Source organism: Bacillus sp. SIMBA_031 (assembly GCF_046535225.1).
GTDB lineage: Bacteria > Bacillota > Bacilli > Bacillales > Bacillaceae > Bacillus > Bacillus velezensis.
The window spans coordinates 662,035-687,043 of record NZ_JAWRXC010000001.1; the positions used below are offsets into that span (position 1 = coordinate 662,035).

Below are 25,009 nucleotides of genomic sequence, written 5' to 3' on the forward strand. Positions count from 1 at the left end.
AAAGACGGATGATCCGTTTTTTCTAAAAGGGTGGTACCGCGAGATAAGCTTTCTCGTCCCTTATGGGATGAGAGGGCTTTTTTTATTTTCTGAAAAATGTTGTGGAGGAATGAAAATGGATTACAAAGATACGCTGTTAATGCCGAAAACAGATTTTCCGATGCGGGGAAATCTGCCGAATCGTGAGCCGGACATGCAAAAAGACTGGGAGGAGCAGGACATTTACCGTCTTGTTCAAGAACGGACGAAAGACCGCCCGAAATTCGTGCTGCATGACGGACCTCCTTATGCAAACGGAGACATCCACATGGGCCATGCCCTGAACAAAATCCTGAAAGACTTCATCGTCCGCTATAAATCAATGAGCGGCTACAACGCACCGTACGTGCCGGGCTGGGATACGCACGGACTGCCGATTGAAACGGCGCTGACGAAAAACAAAAAAGTAAACCGGAAAGAAATGTCCGTCGCTGATTTCCGCAAGCTTTGCGAAGATTATGCATGGCAGCAGATCGAAAGACAGCGCGAACAATTCAAGCGTCTCGGCGTCAGAGGCGATTGGGAAAACCCGTATGTTACGCTTCAGCCTGAATTTGAAGCGCAGCAGATCCGCGTTTTCGGCGAGATGGCGAAAAGAGGCTATATTTATAAAGGTCTGAAGCCGGTCAACTGGTCGCCTTCAAGTGAATCTGCCTTAGCAGAAGCGGAAATTGAATATCAGGACAAACGTTCCGCGTCTATTTATGTTGCGTTTAAGGTGAAAGACGGGAAAGGCGTTCTGGAAAACGGAGAAAGCTTCATCATCTGGACGACGACGCCGTGGACGATGCCTGCCAACCTCGGAATTTCCGTTCATCCTGATCTTGAGTACAATGTCATCAAGGTTGGAGACAAGCGTTATGTAGTGGCGGCTGAACTGATCGAAAACGTAGCGGAGGCATGCGGCTTTGAAAATCCTGAAGTTGTCGCATCATATAAAGGCAGAGAATTAGAATATATCACTGCAGAACATCCGCTGTACGGCAGAGATTCACTCGTCATGCTCGGTGACCACGTCACAACCGATGCCGGAACAGGCTGTGTTCATACTGCTCCGGGCCACGGGGAAGATGACTTTATCGTCGGCCAAAAGTACGGCTTAGAAGTACTGTGCCCTGTTGATGAAAAAGGAAACATGACCGACGAAGCGCCGGGCTTTGAAGGAATGTTTTACGATAAAGCCAATAAACCGATCACGGAGAAGCTTGAAGAAAACGGCGCGCTCTTGAAACTCGATTTTATTACACACTCCTATCCGCATGACTGGAGAACGAAAAAACCGACCATCTTCAGAGCGACGGCGCAATGGTTTGCGTCAATTAAAGATTTCAGATCTGATCTGCTTGATGCCATCAAACAAACGAAGTGGGTGCCGGAGTGGGGCGAACAGCGCCTTTACAACATGGTGCGCGACCGCGGTGACTGGTGTATCTCAAGGCAGCGCGTCTGGGGCGTTCCGATCCCGGTATTTTATGCAGAAAACGGTGAGCCGGTCATCACTGACGAAACGATTGAACACGTGTCTGAGCTGTTCAAACAGCACGGCTCAAACGTCTGGTTTGAAAGAGAGGCAAAAGACCTTCTGCCGGAAGGATTTACACATCCGGGAAGCCCGAATGGAATCTTCACGAAAGAGCAAGACATTATGGATGTATGGTTTGATTCAGGTTCTTCCCATCAGGCTGTTCTTGAAGAACGTGATGATCTTGTCCGTCCGGCTGATTTATACCTTGAAGGCTCTGACCAATACCGCGGCTGGTTTAACTCATCTCTTTCCACCGCTGTTGCAGTCACCGGCAAAGCGCCGTATAAAGGCGTATTAAGCCACGGATTTACACTTGATGCAAACGGCCGTAAAATGAGTAAATCACTCGGCAATACGATTGACCCGACAAAAATCGCAAAACAGCTTGGAGCTGAAATTCTGCGTTTATGGGTATCTTCCGTAAACTATCAGGCCGATCACCCGGTTTCTGAAGATATTCTGAAGCAGGTCGCGGAAGTATACCGGAAAGTCCGCAACACGTTCCGCTTCCTTCACGGCAACCTGTTCGATTTCAATCCAAGCGTCAATGCCGTGGATGTAAAAGATCTCCGCGAAGTGGATCAATATATGCTGATCAAGCTGAATAAGCTGATCGATAAGGTGAAAAAAGCGTACGATGAATACGAATTTGCGGTTGTTTATCACAGCATTCACAATTTCTGTACGATCGAGCTCAGCTCCTTCTATCTTGATTTTGCAAAAGATGTTGTGTACATCGAGCATGCGGATCATCCGGACCGCCGCAGCATGCAGACCGTCTTTTATGAAACGCTGCTGGCGTTAGTGAAGCTGACGGCGCCGATTCTCCCGCACACGGCGGATGAAATGTGGTCTCACTTATCATTTGTTGAAGAAGCGAGCGTGCAGCTGACAGATATGCCGGAAACCATTGCTGTTCCGGACAGTCAAGCGACAGAAGAAAAGTTCGACCGCTTCATGGAGCTTCGAAACGACGTGCTGAAAGCTTTGGAAACAGCCCGTAACGAAAAAATTATCGGAAGATCATTGGAAGCGAGCCTGACTTTGTATCCGAACAAAGAAAACCGCGACCTCTTGTCATCCATTAAAGAAAACATCGCGCAGCTGTTTATCGTCTCAGAACTGACAGTAAAAGACGAAAGTGAAGCGCCGGAAAACGCGCAAAGCTTCACAACAGGAAAAATGACCGTAGAAAAAGCGGAAGGCCAGATGTGTGAACGTTCCCGCGTAATTTCTAAAGATGTCGGAGCCAATCCGAAATATCCGACATTATCACTGCGCAATGCGGAAATCGTTGAAAAATATTATCAAAAATAATAAATGAGAAAGCGCCCGGTGCCAGCCGGGCGCTTTTTTACATGCCAGCAATGTCATCGATTAGAACGACAGGAAAAATCTTATGGGCTTCAAATGGCGCTCTGGGGGCAACAATAAAGCTATAACATCAAGAGCAGGAGTTGTGATGAATGAATGATCAACTGACCGCAATCCACACGGAGCTTCTCATGATGAAAGAAGAACTTCAATCAAGATTATTCGAATATTCTTGCTTTCAAATGTCAGCATCTGTTGAACCTTCAATGAACGACCAAGAAGCAACTCTGATCTATCATATAAAAGAAGAACTTCAGGACGTTCTTCTTGCCCTGTCTAAGTTTGAAAACAATACGTACGGTTATTGTGAAAAAACAGGCGACCCCATTCCGATTGCAAAACTTGCGGTGTTGCCTACGGCCAGAACCGCTGATGATTTTTATTATCCCGCTCAATTTGAAAAGAAAACCCTTCCATATTGGGAACCCGGAGATTATGCATATGATCAGGCGCTGTATGAGTGACAGCGTCTGTTTGCATGCGCTTATGATCTGCCTTTACTCTGGCATCTTTTACTGATAAAATTCATAAAGGATAAAAGTAACTGTATACTGGAGGAACGTGTGTGCTTTATTATCTTATCGCTCTTTTTATTATTATTGCCGACCAATTGACCAAATGGCTTGTCGTCAGCCATATGGAATTGGGACAAAGCATACCTGTCATCGATCAGGTGCTTTATATCACATCTCATCGCAACACGGGGGCGGCGTGGGGTATTTTAGCCGGCCAAATGTGGTTTTTCTACGTCATTACCATCGCCGTGATTATCGGAATCGTTTATTACATACAGCGTTATGCAAAAGGGCAGATGTTACTCGGAATTTCTCTCGGCTTAATGCTGGGCGGTGCGGCCGGAAACTTTATTGACAGGGCGGCGCGCCAGGAAGTGGTGGATTTTATTCATGTCATCATCGTGAATTATCACTATCCTATTTTTAATATCGCGGACTCCTCACTGTGCGTCGGTGTAATACTTTTATTTATTCATATGCTGTTTGACAGCGGGAAAAAGAAGGAGCAATAACATGAATCAATTTGAGATAACCGTTCAGCCTGAACAAAAGAGCGAACGGATTGATAAATTTTTGGCTTCAACGGGAGAAAACTGGTCACGCACTCAAGTGCAGCAGTGGGTAAAAGAGGGACTGGTATCCGTTAACGGCAAATCCGTAAAAGCGAATTATAAAATGCAGCCCGGCGATCAGGTAAACGTCACCATTCCTGAACCGGAAGAACTGGACGTGCTTGCAGAACCGATGGATTTGGACATTTACTATGAAGACCAGGATGTTTTGGTTGTGAACAAACCGCGGGGCATGGTTGTACACCCGGCGCCCGGCCATGTGACAGGGACCCTTGTAAACGGACTGATGGCTCACTGCAACGACCTTTCCGGCATTAACGGCGTCATGCGTCCGGGAATCGTCCACCGGATTGATAAAGATACTTCCGGTCTGTTAATGGTCGCTAAAAACGATATGGCGCATGAATCACTCGTTAATCAGCTCGTCAATAAAACCGTGACCAGAAAGTACACAGCGGTTGTCCACGGGGTGATTTCACATGATGACGGAACGATTGACGCTCCGATCGGGAGAGATAAAAAAGACCGTCAAAGCATGACCGTAACAAGAGAAAGCAGCAAAAACGCCGTCACGCATTTCCACGTGCTTGAGCGTTTTCAAGATTTCACGCTCGTAGAGTGCCGTCTTGAGACCGGAAGAACGCATCAGATCCGTGTTCATATGAAATATATCGGGTTTCCTTTGGCAGGCGATCCGAAATACGGACCGAGAAAAACCATTGATTTCAATGGTCAGGCGCTTCATGCCGGAATATTAGGTTTTGATCATCCGCGCACGGGCGAATACATGGAGTTTGAAGCGCCCCTTCCTGAAGATATGAAAAAACTCATTGAAGATTTAAGAAATAGCCATTGACAGCGAGTTTCTTTTCTGAAATAATAAAAACAAGCTGAATAGATTCTTTAACACAGTCCAGAGAGGCTGAGAAGGATAACGGATAGGACAGAAGAGATACACGTGTGTCTTCGTCCTGGAAAGGAACCCCTCTATGCTCTGGCAGGAGGGGTTTTTTCTTCTTATATACGAATGGAGAGGTGTCACGAGTGAATCAAAAAGCTGTTATTCTCGACGAACAGGCGATCAGGCGGGCGCTGACAAGGATAGCCCATGAAATGATCGAACGGAATAAAGGAATGAATGACTGCATTCTTGTAGGGATTAAAACAAGAGGCATTTATTTAGCGAAGCGGCTGGCCGAGCGGATCGAACAGATTGAAGGAAATCCGGTCACCGTCGGGGAAATTGATATCACCCTTTACCGTGACGATCTCACGAAAAAAACGAGCAATGAAGAGCCGCTTGTAAAAGGCGCGGACATTCCGGCCGATATCACAGACCAAAAGGTCATTGTGGTTGATGATGTGCTTTATACCGGCCGGACGGTGAGAGCTGCGATGGATGCCCTCGTTGATGTCGGGCGGCCGTCATCGATACAGCTTGCCGTGCTTGTCGACAGAGGGCACCGGGAGCTGCCGATCAGAGCGGACTATATCGGGAAAAACATTCCGACCTCAAAAGCTGAAAAAGTGATGGTTCAGCTGAGCGAAGTTGATCAGACTGATATGGTCGCCATTTACGAAAATGAATAATCACCCTTTTTAAATGCATTCCAGAGAGTTTGCAAAGAGGATTTTAAAACACAGAGCCGGGCGGATCGACGCGGCCGGGTTTTGTATGCCTCTTTGCGCAAAAAGCAAAGAGGTTTTTTTATACCATTTGAAAGTCAACCGGGAGGAAAACGCCATGAGTAAGAAAAAAGTAAACCTGGGAGTCAGGGACGTCCCCAATCCATTGTCCTGGCTGTCATTCAGCCTGCAGCATTTATTCGCCATGTTCGGTTCAACCATACTCGTGCCGAAACTGGTCGGAATGAGCCCGGCAGTGGCGCTTGTCACGAGCGGAATCGGGACACTCGCCTATCTCTTGGTGACAAAAGGCCAGATTCCCGCTTATCTCGGCTCATCATTCGCCTTTATATCACCGATTATCTTGGTGAAGGCGACGGGAGGGCCGGGGGCTGCCATGGTCGGCGCTTTCCTGGCGGGAATTGTGTACGGCCTGATCGCACTTCTCATCAGGCAGCTTGGAACGGGGTGGCTGATGAAGCTGCTGCCCCCGGTGGTCGTCGGGCCGGTCATCATCGTCATCGGCCTCGGACTGGCAAGCACAGCCGTCAATATGGCAATGTATGCTGATCCGAATGCGAAGGAACTCGTCTACAGCTTGAAACATTTCAGTGTAGCCGGCGTCACTTTGGCAATCACCATTATCTGCGCCATCTTTTTACGGGGATTTTTAAGCCTGATTCCGGTATTGATCGGCATTATAGGCGGATATCTGTTTGCGCTGACACAGGGCATCGTCAATTTTCAGCCGGTCATTGATGCAAAGTGGTTCGCCGTTCCTGAATTTATCATCCCTTTCAAAGACTATACGCCGTCAGTGACATTGGGCATTGCGGCTGCGATGGTGCCGGTCGCTTTCGTGACGATGTCAGAACATATCGGCCACCAAATGGTGCTGAGTAAAGTCGTCGGACAGGATTTCATTAAAAAGCCGGGACTGCACCGCTCCATAATGGGGGACAGCGTAGCGACGATCATTGCTTCGTTAATCGGCGGCCCGCCCACGACAACATATGGCGAAAACATCGGTGTACTGGCAATTACGAGAGTTTTCAGCGTCTTTGTCATCGGCGGCGCGGGAGTGATTGCGCTGTGCTTCGGATTTATCGGAAAAGTATCAGCGCTGATCAGCTCTGTTCCGTCCGCAGTTATGGGAGGCGTTTCCTTCCTGCTCTTCGGAATTATCGCCTCCAGCGGTTTAAGAATGCTGATTGACAACAACATTGATTATGAAAACAAGCGAAATTTAATTATCACATCCGTCATCCTCGTGATCGGCGTCGGAGGGGCTTTTATTCAAGTATCAAAAGGCGGGTTCCAAATATCCGGCATGGCGCTTGCGGCAATTGTCGGAGTCATCCTAAACCTTATCCTGCCGCATGCAAATGAAGAAGACGCGATGGCATCAGAAAAACAAAATCATATGTAAAACCTTTTAAAGAAAGTCCAGAGAGGCTTGGAAGGGTTATAACGGGAAGAAGCTGTACGCTGCTTCTCTCTTTAACCGCACCCCGAGTCTATAGACCGGGGTGTTTTTTTACGGCCTTCAAGCGGAAACGGAGGAGAAAAACATGAATCATTTAACGGCGATGTCTGAACTGAGCACTGCTGAAATTACAGAACTGCTGCGTGAGGCAAAAGCGATAAAAGAGGGTACAGTCCGTCCCGATCTCGCGGGAAAATTCGTTGCGAATCTGTTTTTTGAACCGAGCACGAGGACGCGGTTCAGCTTTGAAGTGGCGGAAAAGAAACTCGGGATGAACGTGCTCAGCTTAGACGGCACGAGCACAAGCGTTCAAAAAGGCGAGTCCTTATACGACACGGTCAAAACACTGGAATCAATCGGAGCGGACGCCTGCGTCATCAGGCACAGCACGGATGAATATTACAAAGATCTGACCGGCAGAGTCAATATTCCGATCTTAAACGCCGGCGACGGCTGCGGCCAGCACCCGACCCAGTCGTTGCTTGATTTAATGACGATTCAAGAGGAATTTGAGACCTTTCAGGGCCTGACGGTTTCCATTCATGGCGATATCAAACACAGCAGGGTGGCAAGGTCGAATGCCGAAGTGCTGACAAGGCTCGGCGCACGTGTGCTGTTTTCTGGTCCGCCGCAATGGCAGGATGAGAAAAACGCCTTCGGCACCTGTGTTCAGACGGATGAAGCCATACAAGCTTCAGATGTCGTCATGCTGCTCCGCATCCAAAATGAAAGGCATCAGACAGAAGCCGACCAAAAAGGCTACCTGGAAGCATACGGGCTGACCGCAAAGCGGGCGGAGAGCATGAAGCGGCATGCCATCATCATGCATCCCGCACCGGTGAACAGAGGAGTCGAAATTGACACAACATTAGTGGAATGCGGAAAATCAAGAATCTTTAAACAAATGGAAAATGGTGTGTATATCAGAATGGCAGTCTTAAAAAGAGCACTGCAAACCAATGTGAAAAGGGGAGAAGCGGCTTATGTCTTATCTCATTAAAAACGGCTGGATGTTAAATGAACAAGGAGAAAAAGTGGCACAGGATATCCGGGTAACGGGTGAATTCATTTCGGAAACCGGGCTTCTGACAGCGAAAGACGGAGAAACGGTGATCGACGCTGGGGGACTGTTCGTTTCACCGGGACTCGTAGACCTTCATGTCCACTTCAGAGAACCGGGCGGCGAGAAAAAAGAAACCATTGAGACGGGCTCTAAAGCCGCGGCGCGGGGCGGCTTTACCACAGTCGCAGCTATGCCGAATACAAGACCGGTGCCGGATACGAAAGAGCAGATGGAATGGCTGCAAAACCGGATCAAAGAAACCTCATCTGTCAGAGTTCTTCCTTACGCATCGATTACGATCAGACAAACCGGCGAAGAAATGACAGATTTTGAAGCGCTTCATGAAGCCGGCGCATTCGCCTTCACCGATGACGGCGTCGGCGTTCAGACTGCCGGAATGATGTATGAAGCCATGAAACGGGCGGCTTCAATAAATAAAGCGATTGTCGCTCATTGTGAGGATAACTCGCTTATTTACGGAGGGAGCGTGCATGAAGGTTCTTTTTCAAAAGCGAACGGCCTGAACGGCATACCTTCCATTTGTGAAGCGGTACATATCGCCCGTGACGTGCTGCTGGCGGAAGCGGCGGGCTGCCATTACCATGTGTGTCATATCAGCACGAAAGAATCCGTCAGAGCCGTAAGAGACGCAAAAAAAGCGGGAATCCGCGTGACGGCGGAAGTGTCGCCGCACCACCTGCTGCTTTGTGACGAAGATATCCCGGGACTTGATACCAATTTTAAAATGAATCCGCCCCTTCGCAGCAAAGAGGACAGAGAGGCGCTGATTGAAGGGCTTTTAGACGGCACGATTGATTTCATCGCCACTGACCATGCGCCGCATACAGAAGAAGAGAAAAACACGGACATGAAGCTTGCGCCTTTCGGTATCGTCGGTTTAGAAACAGCCTTTCCGCTTCTGTACACACATTTTGTGAAAAACGGGGCGTGGACGCTGAAGCAGCTGGTTGATTTCATGACGGCAAAACCTTGCGAGGCATTCGGTCTTCCGTACGGAACGCTTGCACCGGGCGCGCCGGCTGACATCACCCTGATTGATCTGGAAAAAGAAGCGGCCATTGACAAAGATACATTTTTATCTAAAGGAAAAAATACGCCATTCAACAAGATGAAGTGCTTCGGCTGGCCTGTTGCAACGATGGCTGCCGGTAAGCTTGCATACGAAGAAGGGAGACTCGTCAAATGAAAAGAAGACTAGTGCTGGAAAATGGAGCGGTATTTGAGGGTGAAGCATTCGGGAGCCTGGAACATACAGCAGGTGAAGTCGTATTCAACACGGGAATGACCGGTTATCAGGAAATTTTATCAGACCCTTCTTACTGCGGGCAGATCGTGACGCTGACGTATCCACTGATCGGCAACTACGGAATTAACAGAGATGACTTTGAATCCATCACTCCTTTTGTAAAAGGGCTGATCGTAAAAGAACTGTGCGAGCTGCCTTCCAACTGGCGTTCGGCTTACACGCTTGACGAGTATTTGAAAATGAAAAATATCCCCGGCTTACAAGGGATTGACACGAGAAAGCTCACAAGAATGATCCGCACGGCCGGCGCATTAAAAGGAACGTTTGCTTCAAGTGAGGAGAATGTCGGAGAGGTTCTTGCAAGGCTGAAAGAAACGGAACTGCCGAGAAATCAAGTCGCTCAAGTATCTGCGAAAACGGCATATCCGAGTCCGGGCCGCGGCAAACGCATCGTACTCGTCGATTTCGGTATGAAGCACGGCATTTTAAGAGAGTTAAACAAAAGAAAATGCGATGTCATCGTTGTGCCGTACAATGTAACGGCGGAAGAAGTGCTTCAGCTCAAGCCGGACGGCATCATGCTTTCTAACGGACCCGGAGATCCGAAAGATGTGCCGGAAGCCATTGAAATGATAAAAGGCATACTCGGGAAGGTGCCGTTATTCGGAATCTGCCTCGGCCACCAATTATTTGCGCTGGCATCCGGAGCGGAAACGGAAAAAATGAAATTCGGACACAGGGGTTCCAATCATCCGGTTAAAGAGCTTGCGACAGGGAAAGTCGCTTTAACCGCCCAAAACCACGGGTATACAGTTTCTTCAATAGATGAGACAGAGCTTGAAGTGACGCACATTGCGATCAATGATCAAACGATCGAAGGACTCAAGCATAAAACATTGCCGGCATTTACGGTTCAGTACCACCCTGAAGCTTCACCGGGGCCGGAAGACGCCAATCATTTATTTGACAGATTCATTGACTTGATCGAAACAACTGAGAAAGAAGGGGAAGCGGTATGCCAAAACGCGTAGATATTAAAAAGATTTTAGTGATCGGATCTGGCCCGATTATTATCGGACAGGCGGCGGAATTTGATTATGCGGGCACACAGGCGTGTCTCGCTTTAAAGGAAGAAGGCTATGAAGTCATTCTCGTCAACTCGAATCCGGCAACGATTATGACGGATACGGAAATGGCTGATCGGGTATACATAGAACCGCTGACGCCGGAGTTTCTCACGCGTATTATCAGAAAAGAACGGCCGGACGCCATCCTGCCGACTCTGGGAGGACAGACCGGACTGAATCTTGCCGTCGAGCTGTCTGAACTTGGGGTTCTTGAGGAATGCGGAGTGGAAGTGCTCGGCACAAAGCTGTCCGCCATCCAGCAGGCGGAAGATCGCGACTTATTCCGTACGCTGATGAATGAGCTGAATGAACCGGTGCCGGAAAGTGAGATCATCCGCACTTTACAGGAAGCCGAGGAATTTGTCGGCCGGATCGGGTTTCCGGTTATCGTGCGCCCTGCTTACACATTAGGCGGAACGGGCGGCGGCATCTGCTCGAATGAAGCGGAACTGAAAGAGATCGTCGAAAACGGATTAAAACTCAGCCCCGTCCATCAGTGCCTTCTGGAAAAAAGCATTGCCGGTTACAAAGAGATCGAATATGAAGTCATGAGAGACAGCAGAGATCACGCGATCGTCGTCTGCAACATGGAAAATATCGATCCGGTCGGCATCCATACGGGTGACAGCATCGTCGTTGCCCCGAGCCAGACTTTGAGCGACCGGGAATACCAGCTTTTGCGCAATGTTTCATTAAAGCTGATCCGCGCGCTCGGCATTGAAGGCGGCTGTAATGTTCAGCTCGCGCTCGATCCCGACAGCTTCCAATATTACATTATCGAAGTGAATCCGCGGGTGAGCCGCTCATCTGCCCTCGCCTCAAAAGCGACGGGTTACCCGATCGCAAAGCTTGCGGCGAAAATCGCAGTCGGGCTTTCTCTTGATGAAATGATGAATCCCGTAACGGGAAAAACATATGCGGCTTTTGAGCCCGCGCTGGACTATGTTGTTTCTAAAATCCCGCGCTGGCCGTTCGACAAATTTGAGTCGGCAAACCGCAGGCTCGGGACGCAGATGAAAGCCACCGGAGAGGTCATGGCCATCGGACGCACCCTTGAAGAATCGCTGTTAAAGGCGGTCCGCTCACTGGAAGCCGATGTCTATCACCTGGAACTGAAGGATGCGGAAGAGATTTCGGACGGACTTTTGGAAAAACGGATCAGAAAAGCCGGGGATGAACGCCTGTTTTATCTTGCTGAAGCGTTCAGAAGAGGCTATACAGTGGAGCAGCTTCATGAGTTTTCCGCAATTGACGTATTCTTTTTGCACAAGCTCTGGAAGCTGGTCGCTTTTGAAACAGAGCTGAAAGCGGAAAAAGGCAGCCTCGCCGTCCTTCAAACAGCGAAGGAACTCGGTTTCTCCGACAAATATATCAGCCGGGAATGGAATATGCCGGAACAAGAGCTGGTACAAATGCGTAAAGAAGCCGACATCAAGCCTGTATATAAAATGGTGGATACATGCGCGGCGGAATTCGAATCAGAAACCCCGTACTTTTACAGCACATATGAGGAAGAGAACGAGTCTGAGGTTACATCAAGAAAAAGCGTCGTCGTCCTCGGTTCCGGTCCGATCCGCATCGGACAGGGCGTGGAATTTGACTATGCGACCGTTCATTCTGTCTGGGCGATCAAGCAGGCAGGCTATGAAGCGATTATTATCAACAACAATCCTGAGACGGTCTCCACTGATTTCAGCATATCAGACAAACTGTATTTTGAACCGCTGACGGTTGAAGATGTCATGCACATCATCGATTTGGAACAGCCGGAAGGCGTTGTTGTCCAATTCGGCGGCCAGACGGCGATCAACCTTGCGGAAGAATTGAGCGCCCGCGGCGTCAAAATTCTCGGTACATCACTTGAAGATTTAGACCGTGCGGAAGACCGGGATAAGTTCGAGCAGGCGCTTGAGGCGCTGAATGTGCCGCAGCCGCTTGGAAAAACCGCCGTATCGGTGAACGAAGCGGTCAAAATCGCCGCATCCATCGGCTATCCGGTACTTGTCCGCCCTTCGTATGTGCTCGGCGGCCGGGCGATGGAAATCGTCTATCACGAAGAAGAGCTGCTTCACTATATGAAAAATGCGGTCAAAATCAACCCGCAGCATCCGGTGTTAATCGACCGTTATCTGACGGGGAAAGAAATCGAAGTCGATGCCGTATCTGACGGCGAAACAGTCGTTATTCCGGGAATTATGGAGCATATTGAGCGGGCCGGCGTCCATTCAGGGGATTCAATCGCCGTCTATCCGCCTCAGTCTTTAAGCGAAGACATAAAGAAAAAAATCGAACAATACACTGTAGCCTTGGCAAAAGGCCTTAACATCATCGGGTTGCTGAACATCCAGTTCGTCCTGTCGAAAGGTGAGGTGTATGTGCTTGAGGTAAATCCGCGGTCAAGCAGAACCGTGCCGTTCTTAAGCAAAATCACAAAAATCCCGATGGCGAACCTGGCGACAAAGGTCATCCTCGGTCAAAAGCTTGCTGATTTCGGCTATCAAGAGGGGCTGCAGCCTGAACAGCAGGGGGTATTCGTGAAAGCGCCTGTCTTCTCATTCGCGAAGCTGAGAAGAGTGGATATTACGTTAGGCCCTGAAATGAAGTCGACGGGAGAGGTCATGGGCAAAGATTCAACCCTGGAAAAAGCGCTCTATAAAGCGCTGATTGCTTCTGGCATTCAAATCCCGAACTACGGCTCAGTGCTGTTGACTGTTGCCGATAAAGATAAAGAAGAAGGATTGCTGATCGCCAAGCGGTTCCACGCCATCGGCTATAAAATCTTGGCAACGGAAGGAACGGCGGCTTATTTGAAAGACGCTCAGATTCCGGCTCAAGTCGTCGGAAAAATCGGCGAAGAAGGGAAAAATCTGCTCGATGTTATCAGAAACGGCGAAGCGCAATTTGTCATCAATACGCTGACAAAGGGCAAACAGCCGGCCAGAGACGGCTTCAGAATCCGCCGCGAATCCGTTGAGAACGGAGTCGCCTGCCTGACATCTTTAGATACGGCCGAAGCCATTTTGCGGGTACTGGAAAGCATGACATTCCGGGCGGATCATATGCCTGCATCCGAAACCAATCAAAAGGCGGCAGTCACGATATGAAAAAAGCGCATTTGACTGTTCAATCCAACTTAGAGATTGCCGACCGGATTTATAAGATGGTGCTGAAAGGAGAGCTTGTCCGGCACCTTACCGAGCCGGGTCAATTTCTTCATCTGAAGGTGAGTGACGCGGTCACGCCGCTATTAAGAAGACCGCTCAGCATTGCGGACGTCAATTTCGCTGCGAATGAAGTATCCGTTATCTACAGAGCTGACGGTGAGGGAACGCGTCTTTTGGCCGAGAAAAAAGAGGGCGGCAGGATAGACGTTCTCGGCCCTCTCGGGAACGGGTTCCCCGTCCGGCGGATTGAACCCGGCAAAACCGCGCTGTTAGTCGGAGGCGGAGTCGGGGTTCCGCCCTTGCAGGAACTGTCAAAGCGCCTGACGGAAAAAGGCATAAACGTCATTCATGTGCTTGGATTTCAATCAGCAAAGGATGTTTTTTACGAACAGGAATGTCGTGCGTACGGAGACACCTATGTGGCGACGGCTGACGGAACATATGGAGAGAAAGGGTTTGTCACCGATGTCATCCGTGAAAAGCAGCTCGAATTCGATGTCCTGCTAAGCTGCGGACCGACACCGATGCTGAAAGCTCTGAAGCAGCAGTACAGCCATAAAGAGGTTTATCTTTCGATGGAAGAGCGGATGGGCTGCGGCATCGGGGCCTGCTTCGCCTGCGTGTGCCGCACGGGTGAAAGCGATACATCCTATGTAAAGGTCTGCCTTGACGGGCCGGTATTTAAAGCTGAGGAGGTGGCGCTGTAATGTTAGAAGTGAATCTGCCGGGTCTCCAATTGAAAAATCCGATCATCCCCGCTTCCGGATGTTTCGGTTTCGGGAAAGAATATGCCGGGTTTTACGATTTATCATGCCTCGGAGGCATTATGATTAAAGCCACGACGAACGAAGCCCGCTTCGGAAATCCGACACCGAGAGTGGCGGAGACAAGCGCGGGAATGCTGAATGCCATCGGACTGCAAAATCCCGGCCTTGAGCATGTGCTCAATCATGAGCTGCCTTGGCTCGAACAATTTGACACGCCGATTATCGCAAATGTCGCCGGTTCTCAGGTGGACGACTATAAAGAAGTGGCCGAGCACATCAGCCAAGCGCCGAATGTGCATGCGCTTGAGCTTAACATTTCATGTCCGAATGTCAAAACGGGGGGGATTGCTTTTGGTACTGATCCCGTCATGGCGGCCGAACTGACAAAAGCGGTGAAAGAAGTTTCCGCAGTGCCTGTGTATGTGAAGCTTTCGCCTAATGTCGCAAACATAACCGAAATTGCCAAAGCGATTGAAGCGGCCGGTGCTGACGGTCTGACGATGATTAATACACTCATCGGGATGAGGCTCGATCTCAAGACGGGACGGCCGATCTTAGCAAATAAAACGGGCGGACTGTCAGGCCCGGCGATCAAACCGGTCGCCATCAGGATGGTATACGAAGTCAGCCAGGCCGTTCAAATTCCGATTATCGGGATGGGAGGCGTTCAGACCGCAGAGGATGCATTAGAATTTCTTCTTGCGGGAGCGAGTGCGGTTGCCGTCGGCACGGCAAACTTCGTCAATCCGTTCGTCTGCCCGGAAATCATAGAACAGCTCCCCCGTGTGCTGCGCCAACACGGCTTTCAATCTGTAAGTGAATGCATCGGAAGGAGCTGGAAACATGAAAAACAACCTGCCCATCATCGCGCTTGATTTTGCATCAGGGGAAGAGACTTTAACGTTTTTAGACTTGTTTGAAAAGGAAAGGCTTTTTGTCAAAACGGGGATGGAGCTTTTTTATCAGGAAGGCCCCGCCATCATTCACCAATTAAAAGAACGGAACTGTGATATATTTTTAGATTTAAAGCTTCATGATATCCCGACTACGGTCAATAAAGCGATGAAGCGGCTGGCCGGCCTCGGCGTTGATCTCGTCAATGTGCATGCAGCAGGGGGCGCACGCATGATGCGCGCGGCCCTTGAGGGGCTTGAAGAAGGCACGCCGGCAGGCAGAAAACGCCCGTCTTTAATCGCGGTGACTCAGCTGACCAGCACTTCAGAGCAGGTGGCGAAGGAAGAGCTTCTGCTGCATAAGCCGCTGTTAGAAACGGTTGTGCATTACGGCAAAATGGCGGAAGAGTGCGGGCTGGACGGAGTGGTATGTTCGGTGCATGAAACAAAAGCCATTTATGAAGCGGTCCGGCCTTCATTTCTGACAGTCACGCCGGGCATCCGCACGGCCAGTGACGCAGCTGACGATCAAGTCCGGACGGCGACTCCGTCATTTGCGAAAGAAAACGGTTCGTCAGCCATCGTCGTGGGCCGCTCAATTACAAAAGCGGAAAACCCCGTTGAAGCATATGAAGCAATTAAACTGGAATGGGAGGGCGTTCGCCGATGAAACAGGCTATCGCAAAACATCTATTACACATTGAAGCTGTCTTTTTACGCCCGAATGAGCCGTTTACGTGGGCGAGCGGCATTTTATCACCGATCTATTGTGACAACCGTCTGACATTGTCGTATCCAAAAGTGAGAAATGATGTGGCGGACGGGCTCGGCAAACTGCTGAAAGAGCATTTTCCCGAGGCAGAGATGATCGCGGGCACTGCAACGGCGGGCATTCCGCATGCTGCGCTTCTCGCAGACCGTACAGGCGCGCCGATGTGCTACGTCAGAAGCAAACCGAAAGCGCACGGCAAAGGAAATCAAATAGAAGGCGCCATTAAGAAAGGACAAAAAACAGTCGTGATTGAAGACTTGATTTCTACCGGGGGCAGCGTGCTTGAAGCTGCGGCGGCCCTTCAAAGAGAGGGCGCGGAAGTCCTCGGCGTCATTTCCATTTTTACATACGGACTGCCGAAAGCAAAAGAAGCCTTTAAAAAAGCGGGTCTTCCTTATTACTCGTTAACGGATTATGACACGCTGATTGAAGTCGCGCTTGAAAACGGAACGATTCATTCAGCTGACATTGAAAAACTGAAATCATGGAAATTGAATCCCGAGTCAAAAGATTGGTTTAAAAAATAATGACAATAAAAACAGGCCTCAGGGCCTGTTTTATTATTCCTATCAAAAAACTCGGGTTGACTTCTGTTAGAATTGTGCTAAAATTTAGTACAAATCTAAAAAGCTTATCAAGAGCGGCTGAGGGACTGGACCGATGACGCCCGGCAACCTGCGTGTCATGCAAGGTGCCGCATCCAGAAAAATGCACAGCATTTTGAAGATAAGGGCTATACCGGGTCACTGTCTTTCATTCCGCTGGATTGAAAGTTTTTTATATGAAAAAAGATTGAGGGATAAGACAACCGGCAGAAAACAACAGCTGTTTGATTGTCTCCGGGAGGAGGAAAGGAAAAATGCTAACGTATGACACATGGGAAGAGCCGGCGATTACATTTCCGGAAGACGATTCCTATAAAGGGGCGCTGTCCGTTTTAAAATGGGCATACGGCCACTACGGAGACCAGCTTGTTTACGCGTGCAGCTTCGGGATTGAAGGCATCGTCCTGATCGATTTAATTTCTAAAGTAAAGAAAGACGCGGAAATCGTGTTTCTCGATACGGGTCTTCACTTTAAAGAAACATATGAAACGATCGAAAAAGTGAAAGAGCGTTACCCGGGACTGAACATTATCCTGAAAAAGCCAAGCCTTACTCTTGAAGAACAGGCCGAGGCTCACGGAGATAAACTGTGGGAAAGAGAACCGAACCAGTGCTGCTACATCAGAAAAATTCTGCCGTTAAGAGAAGCGCTCGCAGGGCATCCGGCATGGCTGTCCGGTCTTCGCCGGGATCAAGGGCCGAGCCGGGAGAACACGAATTTCCTGAATAAAGACGACAAGTTTCAATCGATTAAAGTATGCCCGCTGATCCATTGGACATGGAAAGACATCTGGAGATATACTTCCAAGCATGAGCTGGATTACAATATCCTCCACGATCAGGGGTATCCGAGCATCGGCTGTGAACCGTGCACTTCACCTGCGTTTACCGCGGAAGATTTGCGGAGCGGCAGATGGAACGGCATGGCGAAAACAGAATGCGGACTGCATGAATAAAGGAGCTCCACGATGGAATTAGCCGCTATTTTATTCTGCCTGTTTTTTGCCATGAATATCGGAGCCAGCGGGGCCGCGGCATCAATGGGAGTCGCTTACGGGTCCGGTGCCGTCAAAAAGAAAACGTATGCGCTGATCATCTGCGCGGCCGGAGTCCTGTCAGGGGCGGTTATCGGCGGCGGTGAAGTCGTTAAGACGATCAGCGGCGGAATCATTCCCGAACAAACTATTACGCTCACCATTGTCTGCATTATTATCGGATCGGCGGCGCTATCGTTATTCACGGCGAATGTGCTCGGCATTCCGCTGTCGACGAGTGAGGTCACTGTCGGGGCGATTGTCGGTGTCGGCGTCGCGTACAAAGTATTGTTTTTACAGCATCTTTTGGTCATCGTGAGTTTTTGGGTGCTCGTACCGTTCGTTGCGTTCTGTTTCACGTTTCTCGTCTCGAAGGTATTCAGTTCTCTGAATATTCGAGTCATTTCGAATCGGAAACAGAAGATTTTAGGGATTGTGCTGCTGATTGCGGGGTTTTGGGAAGCTTTTTCAGCCGGAATGAACAATGTCGCAAATGCGGTGGGCCCTTTGGTTGCTGCGGGCGTGCTCAGCGTGTCCAAAGGAACGCTGTACGGAGGCATCTTTGTCGCTCTCGGCGCTCTGCTTTTAGGACGTAAAGTGCTTGAAACCAACGGGAAAAAGATTACGAGCTTTTCAGCCGGAGAAGGTATACTGCTTTCAGGAACCGGTGCGGGGCTTGTCATTATCAGTTCCGTCTTCGGTCTGCCGGTCCCATTGGCGCAAGTCACATCATCATCAATTATCGGCATCGGAATGGCCAAAAACGGGCCGAACGTTTTTCATAAAGAAGTCGTGAAAACGATGCTCAAAGTATGGGTCGTTTCGCCGTTTTTGTCACTATCGATTTCGTATCTGCTTGTCTCCCTGCTGTTAAAAGGAGATTACTATTCCATCTTCATGATGGCCAGCGTGCTTTTGGCAGCTGGCGGAGCCGCCAGTCTGATGAAAGCCATCAGAAAAGAGAAACGCTCTGTCCATGAACAAGGCGGAGGCATTTAACTATTAATCTGAGTTTATTTATCTGTTAACTGGGAGGAATTATGTATTATGAGTTTAGCACCGCACGGAGGAACATTAATTAATCGGGTGAATGAGCAGTATGATCTTACATCCGTCCAAAAAGAAATTGAGCTTGATTTGATTTCGTTCGCTGATTTAGAGCTGATCGGGATCGGGGGGTACAGCCCGATTGAAGGATTTTTCACAGAAAAAGATTACGTGTCAGTCGTTGAAAATATGCGTTTGGCATCCGGGGTTGTCTGGTCCCTGCCGATCACGCTTCCGGTCGATTCAGAAAAAGCGGCTGAGCTTGCCGTCGGCGACACGGTGAAACTGACTTACGGCGGAGAAACATACGGCGTAGTCGACATCGAAGATATTTATACGCCGGATAAACAAAAAGAAGCTGTTCACGTATATAAAACCGATGATGCCGCGCATCCGGGCGTGAAAAAATTATTTTCACGCGGCGATACGTATGTCGGCGGGCCGATCACATTAGTTAAAAAAGCGTCAAAGCAGTTTCCCGAGTTTACATTTGAACCTGCCGATACAAGACGAAGCTTCGAAGAAAAGGGCTGGAAAACCATTGTCGGTTTCCAAACGAGAAATCCGGTCCACCGCGCCCACGAATATATCCAAAAAACCGCGCTTGAGACGGTAGACGGCCTGTTTTTGAACCCGCTCGTCGGTGAAACAAAATCAGATGATATTCCGGCGGATGTCAGAATGGAAAGCTACCAGGTGCTGCTCGATCATTATTATCCGAAAGACCGCGTTTTCCTCGGCGTATTTTTGGCGGCTATGCGGTATGCGGGGCCGAGAGAAGCCATTTTCCACGCGCTTGTCCGCAAAAACTACGGCTGCACGCATTTCATCGTCGGCCGCGATCATGCCGGCGTCGGTGATTACTACGGCACATATGAAGCGCAAGAGCTGTTTGATCAATTTACAGCGGATGAACTCGGGATTACACCGATGAAATTCGAGCACAGCTTTTTCTGTCAGAAATGCGGCAACATGGGAACGGCCAAAACATGCCCGCATGACAGAGAAGACCACGTCATTCTGTCAGGAACAAAGGTCAGAGAAATGCTGCGAAGCGGCGTCATGCCGCCGGCGGAATTCAGCCGTCCTGAAGTTGTCGAGGTGTTGATTAAAGGGCTGAAAACGAAAGAAGAAGCAGGCGTTTCTTAAGGAGGAAAATAGAGTGACAAATCGTGATATCGTGTGGCATGAAGCCTCAATAACGAAAGAAGAATACCAGCAGAAAAACAAGCATAAAAGCTCTATCCTCTGGCTGACGGGGTTAAGCGGTTCAGGGAAATCCACGATTGCAAACGCCGCAGCGCGCGAGCTGTTTGAACAAGGCTATCAAGTCATCGTGCTTGATGGTGATAACATCCGCCACGGCTTAAACAAGGACTTAGGTTTTTCCGATGATGACCGCAAGGAAAATATACGCCGCATCGGGGAAGTGGCGAAGCTTTTCGTTCAGCAGGGAACCATCGTCATCACGGCTTTTATTTCTCCGTTCCGTGAGGACAGAGATCAGGTGAGAGAGCTTGTGGCAGAGGGCGAATTTAATGAAATCTATGTTAAATGCGACCTCGATATATGTGAAAAGCGCGATCCGAAAGGTTTATATAAAAAAGCAAGAAATGGTGAAATTCCGTTCTTTACGGGGATCGACTCACCGTATGAAGAGCCGAAAGCGCCTGAGCTCGTACTTGATTCAGGCAAATGTGAACGCGAAGAATGCACCGGAAGACTGGTTGACTTTGTGAAAAACAGCTTAGCATAATAGGTCCAAAAAGGCCGCGCAATCAGCCGGATATCCCCCGCAATGGCGGGATATGGTAAAATAGCTGAAGTGCGGCCTCGCGGCTGTTCTGGGAAGATTTCAAAACGGATCGGGGAGACATGCTATGGGGAAAGTATTTATCGTTGGAGCCGGTCCGGGAGATCCGGACTTATTAACGGTGAAGGCAATGAAAGCCATACAGAAAGCGGACGTTATATTATATGACAGATTGGTAAGCAAAGAGATTTTACAGTATGCCGGAGAAGAGGCGGATCTGATTTACTGCGGCAAGCTCCCGGATTTTCACATTATGAAACAGGATACGATCAACCGTTTCCTTGTGAAGTATGCGAAAAAGGGGAAAACCGTTGTAAGGCTCAAGGGAGGCGACCCGTTTGTTTTCGGCCGCGGAGGCGAAGAAGCGGAGGCTCTCGCGCAAAACGCCATTCCGTTTGAGATCGTTCCCGGCATTACATCAGGAATCGCGGCTGCTGCTTATGCCGGCATTCCCGTGACGCACAGAGAGGCGAGCTCCAATGTCGCATTCGTTACGGGGCATTATAAACAAGAAGACGACTTTGAAGAAAAATGGAAAGCGCTGGCGACGGGCATTGATACGCTGGTGATTTATATGGGAATTAAAAATATCCGGCAGATTGAAAGAATGCTGCTGGAAAACGGCAGAGACGCCGGCACTCCGGCAGCCTTTATTCATTGGGGAACGACGGCCAGGCAAAAAACAGTCGTCTGCACCGTCGGCACGCTTTCAGACACCGTGATAAAAGAAGAAATCAAAAACCCGAGCTTAATTGTTATCGGTGATGTCGTCAATTATCACTGCAAACTGGACTGGTATGCATCTGATCAGAAAAATCTGGATTTGAGCGAGGCGTTGTAAATGAAGCAGGCGATTTTATACATCGGGCACGGAAGCAGGCTGAAAAAAGCGCAGACAGAGTCGGCGGCGTTTTTAAAAGGGTGCATGCCGCACGCTGACGCTCCCATTCAAGAAATCTGTTTTTTAGAACTGCAGGAACCGTCTATTGAAGCGGGATTTGAAGCATGTGTCAGACAAGGCGCCACTCATATTGCGGCCGTGCCTTTACTGCTGTTGACCGCTGCCCACGCAAAACATGACATTCCGGCTGAAATCGCCCGTGCGGCGGCCCTGCATCCCGATATAAAAGTGACATATGGTGTTCCGATCGGAGTGAACGATGAAGTCGTAAAAGCGGTGCATCATCGCATTGAAGATACCGGAGTGCCCATTGAGCAGGCGAAAGTGGTGCTGATCGGAAGAGGAAGCACAGATCCGGCAGTTAAAAACGCAGTCAGTGAGATTGCCGGAAAACTTGAGGCGATTACACCTGTTAAAGAAGTCATCCCTTGTTTTTTAACAGCATGTGACCCGCACTATAAAGAAGTGTTTGCCGGCCTTGAAGAGGATGACGGAGCACCCGTTTTTATCGTTCCATATCTTCTGTTTACCGGGCTTTTAATGACTGAGATTGAACGGGAAGTTCAAAAGCTTCAAACGATCAATCAATATGTTCATCTCGCTTCATACTTAGGTTTTCACCCGCATATTAAGCAGGCGTTTTTGAACCGTGTGTCAGAAGCTGTTCGAAACCCCGGCGGTCAGTTTGATTTTAAGGGGGGACAGTATGCTGCCTCTGCACATTAATTTAAGCGGAAAAAGAATTATCATCGCGGGCGGAGGCAATGTTGCCTTAAGAAGGCTCAAAACGGTGCTTCTGGAAGGCGCGGATATAACTGTAATCAGTCCCGATGCCCTGCCTGAAATTAAACAGCTGGCGGATGAAGGACGTATCCGCTGGGTTTCCCGTAAAATTGAAATGAAGGATCTCGCGCCCGCTTTTTTCATCATTGCCGCGACAAATGACCGCAGCGTGAATCAGGAGATAGCCGCGAGCGCTTCTGAAACGCAGCTGGTCAATTGTGTAAGCGATGCTGAACAGGGCAGCGTGTATATGCCGAAGATCATCCGCAAAGGGCGCATTCAAGTATCCGTATCAACAAGCGGCGCAAGCCCGGTACATACGAAAAGACTGGCTGAGGACATAGAGCCTCTCATTACTGCTGATTTGGCTGAAGAAGTGGATCGATTATTTGAGAAAAGAAGAAGACCATAAAAACACCTTGTCTGTCATCAGGCAGGGTGTTTTTTATACTGTCCTGACAGTCCGTCGAATGTGAACAATTCAAAACGAAAGCGGGCAGTTTGAACGGTATATGCCGACAAGCGGTCAGGATTGCGAAGTGATGCGGAATATGTATCTGATCCCAATGCCGCCTGGATTCCGCCCGCATTCAAGGAAAGATCAGAGACCCGCCCGGATGTGCTCAGGTGCGGCGAGGGAAGTTGACAGTATCCGCCGCCAAATCAAGGTGTGACCGCTTTAATCAGAGACGGCCCCGGCGGATCAGGCAGACATGACGGGAACTGATCAGATATTGTAAAGATCGGTTCTGACGGCTGGTAGAGTTTCGTCTCCGTTTATACGTAATAAAAAACACCTCCAAGCTGAGTGTGGATTTCAGCTTGGAGGTGCGTTTATTTTTTCAGCCGTATGACAAGGTCGGCATCAGGTGTGACAAATACGGTGTGCTGGCTGTCATAGGTGACAAATCCGGGCTTTGCGCCGTTTGGCTTTTTCACGTGTCTGATTTTTGTATAATCAACCGGAACGGAGCCGGAATCTTTCGCTTTGGAAAAATAAGCGGCGATCGCAGCCGCCTCCAGTATGGATTGTTCATCCGGATCGCTGCTTTTAATCACAACGTGGGAACCCGGAATGTCTTTCGTGTGGAACCATAAATCATCCCTTGCGGCAGCTTTTGTCGTTAAGTACTCATTTTGTTTATTGTTTTTGCCGACAAGAATCGTCAATCCCCGTGAAGATTCATATTGCTCCAAAACAGGAACGTGCTGCTTCTGTTTTTTCTGTCCTCGCTGCTGTTTCGGTCGCAGATATTTGCCTTCGACAAGCTCTTCCCTTATTTCGTGAATATCCTTTGTGGAGGCGGAGGAGAGCTGCTGGATCAGCTGATCGAAATAAGCGATTTCCTCCTCGGCCAGACGGATCTGTTCTTTTACCACCTCGACGGAATTCTTCGCCTTTTGATACTTTGTAAAATACATCTGCGCGTTTTCTGACGGTGTTTTGTTCGGATTTAAAGGGATGGTCACTGTCTTACTTTCTTCATCATAATAATTGATGACTTCCGCTTCTTTGTCACCTTTTTTCAGCATATACAAATTTGCCGTCAGCAGTTCGCCGTATAGCTGGAATTCCTTCGCATTCTCTGAGTAGTCGAGCGTCTTTCCCAGCTTTTTTATCTTATTGGCGTTCTTTTTCCGTTCATTTGCGACAAACCGCTCGAGATCCTGAGCCTGCTGTTTGACGCGGTCGCGTTCCGCCTTGCCGAAATAAAACCGGTCCAACAGCTCACTCAGTGAGTGAAAGGTGCGCTCCTCTCCGTTTACATGTGTGAGAGACAGGAGATAAAAGTATTCCTTTCCGCCGGCTGTTGTAATGTTCGGTGTAAACCTGCAATCTTTCACAGCATGGAACATTTCAATCAGCGTCTTCGGCAGCGTTATTTTGTTAGCGAGACCCGCTCTGTGCACGGCTTCTTTTGCAAACAGCGGAGAAACACCGGAGAAATGTCTGACGATTTGCTGGTCAAGCCGTCCTTCCTGGAAACTGAGATAACGCAAAATGTCTTCTTCATCCGCGGCCAGCGGCGAAATTTTTTCCTGAGCGGGGGGAAGCTTGTAATCATAGCCCGGCAGAACGGTCCGGTAGCTGTTCATCGACGGAGATAAATGCTTCAGTCCGTCGATGATGGCTCCTTCTCCGTCAGTCAGAATAATATTGCTGTGCCGCCCCATAATTTCAACATACAGCGTTCTGACGGTTTCGTCGCCGATTTCATTTCTGCTTTTTATGCGGAATATCATAATCCGGTCTAATCCGGCCTGTTCTATTTTTTCAATAAATCCGCCTTCTATATGCTTTCTGAGCAGCGTACAAAACATCGGCGGCTCGCTCGGATTTTCATAGGCCTGGTTTGTCATGTGCATCCGTGAATAGCTCGGATGCGCCGATAATAATAATTTATGGTTTTTTCCGTTAGCGCGGATATGGAATATCACATCGTGCTTAAAAGGCTGATGGACTCTCGTAATCCGGCCTCCGGTGATCCGGCTGTTTAATTCATGTGTCATTCCGTATGTAAACATGCCATCAAAAGACATATAAAACACCCTTTCCTTCTTCCTGCATTCGATAATTATAGCATGAAAAGGGACGAGTCAGAATAAGCTTGTTTACAGAGTGACATCTCTAAAGC

Annotated in this window: 22 protein-coding genes and 1 riboswitch; of the genes, 21 read left to right on the forward strand and 1 reads right to left on the reverse strand. The window is 49.0% G+C overall.

The features are described from left to right. The first annotated feature begins 115 nt into the window (after positions 1–115). The 21 genes from ileS (at position 116) to SB724_RS03410 (ending at position 22,785) form a co-directional block, all read left to right on the forward strand. Positions 116–2,881, forward strand: a complete 2,766-nt coding sequence (gene ileS, locus SB724_RS03310) for an isoleucine--tRNA ligase (protein WP_174737332.1) — start codon at positions 116–118, stop codon at positions 2,879–2,881. 149 nt (positions 2,882–3,030) lie between these two features. Then, complete coding sequence (locus tag SB724_RS03315; RefSeq protein ID WP_088462158.1) at positions 3,031–3,402, forward strand: TraR/DksA family transcriptional regulator; 372 nt, start codon at positions 3,031–3,033, stop codon at positions 3,400–3,402. Positions 3,403–3,503: 101 nt separating this feature from the next. Then, on the forward strand, positions 3,504–3,965 hold the full coding sequence (gene lspA / locus SB724_RS03320; protein ID WP_016936189.1) for a signal peptidase II: 462 nt from the start codon (positions 3,504–3,506) through the stop codon (positions 3,963–3,965). A 1-nt stretch (position 3,966) separates the two neighbouring features. Then, positions 3,967–4,881 carry an RluA family pseudouridine synthase gene (locus SB724_RS03325; protein WP_007409726.1) on the forward strand — a complete coding sequence of 305 codons (915 nt, stop codon included), beginning with the start codon at positions 3,967–3,969 and terminating at the stop codon, positions 4,879–4,881. Positions 4,882–5,069: 188 nt separating this feature from the next. Continuing rightward, on the forward strand, positions 5,070–5,615 hold the full coding sequence (pyrR, locus tag SB724_RS03330) for a bifunctional pyrimidine operon transcriptional regulator/uracil phosphoribosyltransferase (protein ID WP_003154392.1): 546 nt from the start codon (positions 5,070–5,072) through the stop codon (positions 5,613–5,615). A gap of 154 nt (positions 5,616–5,769) precedes the next feature. Then, positions 5,770–7,080, forward strand: a complete 1,311-nt coding sequence (gene pyrP, locus SB724_RS03335; RefSeq protein ID WP_025284702.1) for a uracil permease PyrP — start codon at positions 5,770–5,772, stop codon at positions 7,078–7,080. A gap of 142 nt (positions 7,081–7,222) precedes the next feature. Continuing rightward, the gene (locus SB724_RS03340) at positions 7,223–8,137 is read left to right on the forward strand and encodes an aspartate carbamoyltransferase catalytic subunit (protein ID WP_029325902.1); all 915 of its coding nucleotides are present in this window, start codon (positions 7,223–7,225) and stop codon (positions 8,135–8,137) included. Next, a complete protein-coding gene (locus SB724_RS03345) occupies positions 8,121–9,407 on the forward strand; it encodes a dihydroorotase (protein ID WP_265971982.1) in 1,287 nt (428 codons plus the stop codon). Before SB724_RS03340 ends, SB724_RS03345 begins: the two co-directional genes overlap by 17 nt. Continuing rightward, the gene (locus tag SB724_RS03350) at positions 9,404–10,498 is read left to right on the forward strand and encodes a carbamoyl phosphate synthase small subunit (RefSeq protein ID WP_007409730.1); all 1,095 of its coding nucleotides are present in this window, start codon (positions 9,404–9,406) and stop codon (positions 10,496–10,498) included. The genes SB724_RS03345 and SB724_RS03350 overlap by 4 nt, the downstream gene beginning before the upstream one ends. After that, positions 10,483–13,698 (forward strand): carbamoyl-phosphate synthase (glutamine-hydrolyzing) large subunit, encoded by a 3,216-nt coding sequence (gene carB, locus SB724_RS03355; RefSeq protein ID WP_410570083.1) that lies wholly within the window; start codon positions 10,483–10,485, stop codon positions 13,696–13,698. The genes SB724_RS03350 and carB overlap by 16 nt, the downstream gene beginning before the upstream one ends. Next, positions 13,695–14,465: a dihydroorotate dehydrogenase electron transfer subunit gene (locus tag SB724_RS03360; RefSeq protein ID WP_265971981.1), complete on the forward strand. Its 771-nt coding sequence runs from the start codon at positions 13,695–13,697 to the stop codon at positions 14,463–14,465. The genes carB and SB724_RS03360 overlap by 4 nt, the downstream gene beginning before the upstream one ends. Beyond that, positions 14,465–15,400 carry a dihydroorotate dehydrogenase gene (locus SB724_RS03365; RefSeq protein ID WP_003154377.1) on the forward strand — a complete coding sequence of 312 codons (936 nt, stop codon included), beginning with the start codon at positions 14,465–14,467 and terminating at the stop codon, positions 15,398–15,400. Before SB724_RS03360 ends, SB724_RS03365 begins: the two co-directional genes overlap by 1 nt. Then, positions 15,369–16,088 (forward strand): orotidine-5'-phosphate decarboxylase, encoded by a 720-nt coding sequence (gene pyrF, locus SB724_RS03370; protein ID WP_023356886.1) that lies wholly within the window; start codon positions 15,369–15,371, stop codon positions 16,086–16,088. The genes SB724_RS03365 and pyrF overlap by 32 nt, the downstream gene beginning before the upstream one ends. After that, positions 16,085–16,717 carry an orotate phosphoribosyltransferase gene (gene pyrE / locus SB724_RS03375; RefSeq protein ID WP_007611309.1) on the forward strand — a complete coding sequence of 211 codons (633 nt, stop codon included), beginning with the start codon at positions 16,085–16,087 and terminating at the stop codon, positions 16,715–16,717. The genes pyrF and pyrE overlap by 4 nt, the downstream gene beginning before the upstream one ends. Positions 16,718–16,818: 101 nt before the next feature. Then, a riboswitch (SAM riboswitch) is annotated at positions 16,819–16,923 on the forward strand. A 126-nt stretch (positions 16,924–17,049) separates the two neighbouring features. Next, the gene (locus SB724_RS03380) at positions 17,050–17,751 is read left to right on the forward strand and encodes a phosphoadenylyl-sulfate reductase (RefSeq protein WP_410570086.1); all 702 of its coding nucleotides are present in this window, start codon (positions 17,050–17,052) and stop codon (positions 17,749–17,751) included. Positions 17,752–17,763: 12 nt separating this feature from the next. Further along, positions 17,764–18,828: a sulfate permease gene (gene cysP, locus SB724_RS03385; RefSeq protein WP_265971980.1), complete on the forward strand. Its 1,065-nt coding sequence runs from the start codon at positions 17,764–17,766 to the stop codon at positions 18,826–18,828. A gap of 48 nt (positions 18,829–18,876) precedes the next feature. Continuing rightward, entirely contained in the window at positions 18,877–20,025 is a 1,149-nt protein-coding gene (gene sat / locus SB724_RS03390) for a sulfate adenylyltransferase (RefSeq protein ID WP_007409738.1), read from the forward strand. 13 nt (positions 20,026–20,038) lie between these two features. After that, a complete protein-coding gene (gene cysC / locus SB724_RS03395; protein ID WP_007611313.1) occupies positions 20,039–20,632 on the forward strand; it encodes an adenylyl-sulfate kinase in 594 nt (197 codons plus the stop codon). Between the two features lie 124 nt (positions 20,633–20,756). Continuing rightward, positions 20,757–21,530 carry a uroporphyrinogen-III C-methyltransferase gene (gene cobA / locus SB724_RS03400; protein ID WP_105937740.1) on the forward strand — a complete coding sequence of 258 codons (774 nt, stop codon included), beginning with the start codon at positions 20,757–20,759 and terminating at the stop codon, positions 21,528–21,530. Continuing rightward, a complete protein-coding gene (locus SB724_RS03405) occupies positions 21,531–22,316 on the forward strand; it encodes a sirohydrochlorin chelatase (RefSeq protein WP_410570089.1) in 786 nt (261 codons plus the stop codon). Beyond that, positions 22,297–22,785: a precorrin-2 dehydrogenase/sirohydrochlorin ferrochelatase family protein gene (locus tag SB724_RS03410; protein ID WP_410570091.1), complete on the forward strand. Its 489-nt coding sequence runs from the start codon at positions 22,297–22,299 to the stop codon at positions 22,783–22,785. The genes SB724_RS03405 and SB724_RS03410 overlap by 20 nt, the downstream gene beginning before the upstream one ends. 422 nt (positions 22,786–23,207) lie before the next feature. Here the strand turns inward: SB724_RS03410 and SB724_RS03415 are convergent, their stop codons facing one another. Beyond that, on the reverse strand, positions 23,208–24,914 hold the full coding sequence (locus SB724_RS03415) for an Rqc2 family fibronectin-binding protein (RefSeq protein WP_410570093.1): 1,707 nt from the start codon (positions 24,912–24,914) through the stop codon (positions 23,208–23,210). Positions 24,915–25,009 lie beyond the last annotated feature (95 nt).